Genomic DNA, 2,745 nt, shown 5'->3' on the forward strand with positions numbered 1-2,745 from the left:
CGTGTGTTGTTTCAGATATTGCACAGTGGACGCGTAGCTTCTTTGTGGTAAGTCCTCGGCCTATTAGTACCAGTCACCTGCATCGGTTACCCGACTTCCAGTTCTGGCCTATCAACCCGGTGGTCTGCCGGGGGCCTTACCCCCTCGAGGGGGTGAGAAACCTCATCTTGGAACAGGCTTCCCGCTTAGATGCTTTCAGCGGTTATCCCTTCCGAACGTAGCCAACCAGCGGTGCTCCTGGTGGAACAACTGGCACACCAGAGGTTCGTCCGTCCCGGTCCTCTCGTACTAGGGACAGCCTTCCTCAAGTTTCTTACGCGCGCGGCGGATAGAGACCGAACTGTCTCACGACGTTCTAAACCCAGCTCGCGTGCCGCTTTAATGGGCGAACAGCCCAACCCTTGGGACCTACTCCAGCCCCAGGATGCGACGAGCCGACATCGAGGTGCCAAACCATCCCGTCGATATGGACTCTTGGGGAAGATCAGCCTGTTATCCCCGGGGTACCTTTTATCCGTTGAGCGACACCGCTTCCACTTGCCGGTGCCGGATCACTAGTCCCGACTTTCGTCCCTGCTCGACTTGTCAGTCTCACAGTCAAGCTCCCTTGTGCACTTGCACTCGACACCTGATTGCCAACCAGGCTGAGGGAACCTTTGGGCGCCTCCGTTACATTTTAGGAGGCAACCGCCCCAGTTAAACTACCCACCAGGCACTGTCCCTGAACCAGATCATGGTCCGAGGTTGAGGTATCCAATACGATCAGAGTGGTATTTCAACAACGACTCCACAGTAACTGGCGTCACCGCTTCACAGTCTCCCACCTATCCTACACAAACCGAACCGAACACCAATACCAAGCTGTAGTGAAGGTCCCGGGGTCTTTTCGTCCTGCCGCGCGTAACGAGCATCTTTACTCGTAATGCAATTTCGCCGAGTCTATGGTTGAGACAGCTGAGAAGTCGTTACGCCATTCGTGCAGGTCGGAACTTACCCGACAAGGAATTTCGCTACCTTAGGATGGTTATAGTTACCACCGCCGTTTACTGGGGCTTAAATTCTCAGCTTCGCTCTTACGAGCTAACCGGTCCTCTTAACCTTCCAGCACCGGGCAGGCGTCAGTCCGTATACATCGTCTTACGACTTCGCACGGACCTGTGTTTTTAGTAAACAGTCGCTTCTCACTGGTCTCTGCGGCCCCACCCAGCTCACACTGCAAGAGTGATCACCGGACAGGGCCCCCCTTCTCCCGAAGTTACGGGGGCATTTTGCCGAGTTCCTTAACCATAGTTATCTCGATCGCCTTAGTATTCTCTACCTGACCACCTGTGTCGGTTTGGGGTACGGGCCGTGTAACAACTCACTAGAGGCTTTTCTCGGCAGCATAGGATCACTGAATTCGCCTCAATCGGCTACGCATCACCTCTCAGGCTCGATGAACGGCGGATTTGCCTACCGTTCGCCCTACAGGCTTACACCAGTACAACCACTGACTGGCCCAGCTACCTTCCTGCGTCACCCCATCGCTTGGCTACTACCAGATCAGGTCCCACGCATCCACCACACGCCGGCCACCCGAAGGCGGCAAGTCATATGGATTCAGGGTGGTTAGTGTCACTGATTCACCATGGGCGCGGTTACACGGGTACGGGAATATCAACCCGTTGTCCATCGGCTACGCCTGTCGGCCTCGTCTTAGGTCCCGACTCACCCTGGGCGGATTAACCTGGCCCAGGAACCCTTGGTCATTCGGCGGACGAGTTTCTCACTCGTCTTTCGCTACTCATGCCTGCATTCTCACTCGCGCAGCCTCCACACCTGGATCACTCCGATGCTTCCATGGCTGCACGACGCTCCCCTACCCACCCACACACCTGCACACAAATCCGCAGACTTGCATGGGGCTATTGTGTGAGTGCCGCAGCTTCGGTGGTGTACTTGAGCCCCGCTACATTGTCGGCGCAGGATCACTTGACCAGTGAGCTATTACGCACTCTTTCAAGGGTGGCTGCTTCTAAGCCAACCTCCTGGTTGTCTTCGCGACCCCACATCCTTTTCCACTTAGTACACGCTTAGGGACCTTAGCTGGCGATCTGGGCTGTTTCCCTCTCGACTACGAACCTTATCGCCCGCAGTCTCACTGCCACGCTCTCACTCACCGGCATTCGGAGTTTGGCTGATTTCGGTAAGCTTGTAGGCCCCCTAGACCATCCAGTAGCTCTACCTCCGGTGAGAAACACGTGACGCTGCACCTAAATGCATTTCGGGGAGAACCAGCTATCACGGAGTTTGATTGGCCTTTCACCCCTACCCACAACTCATCCCCTCAGTTTTCAACCTAAGTGGGTTCGGTCCTCCACGACGTCTTACCGTCGCTTCAACCTGGCCATGGGTAGATCACTCCGCTTCGGGTCTAGAACACGCCACTACACCACTCACGTGGATACGCCCTATTCGGACTCGCTTTCGCTACGGCTACCCCACACGGGTTAACCTCGCGACATGCCACTAACTCGCAGGCTCATTCTTCAAAAGGCACGCCATCACCAGCAACAGTAAACTGTTCACCAGCTTTGACGGATTGTAAGCGCACGGTTTCAGGTACTATTTCACTCCCCTCCCGGGGTACTTTTCACCTTTCCCTCACGGTACTAGTCCGCTATCGGTCACCAGGGAGTATTCAGGCTTATCGGGTGGTCCCGACAGATTCACAGCAGATTTCACGGGCCCGCTGCTACTTGGGTA

General features: G+C 55.5%; 1 other annotated feature (only partly in view).

Going from position 1 to position 2,745, the window contains the following annotated elements:
* Positions 1-44 precede the first annotated feature (44 nt).
* Positions 45-2,745: a sequence feature (mutual gap in cmsearch alignment for this rRNA model is longer than 100), on the bottom strand; it runs 231 nt beyond the window's last position.

The organism is Rhodococcus cercidiphylli (assembly GCF_033042225.1).
GTDB lineage: Bacteria > Actinomycetota > Actinomycetes > Mycobacteriales > Mycobacteriaceae > Rhodococcoides.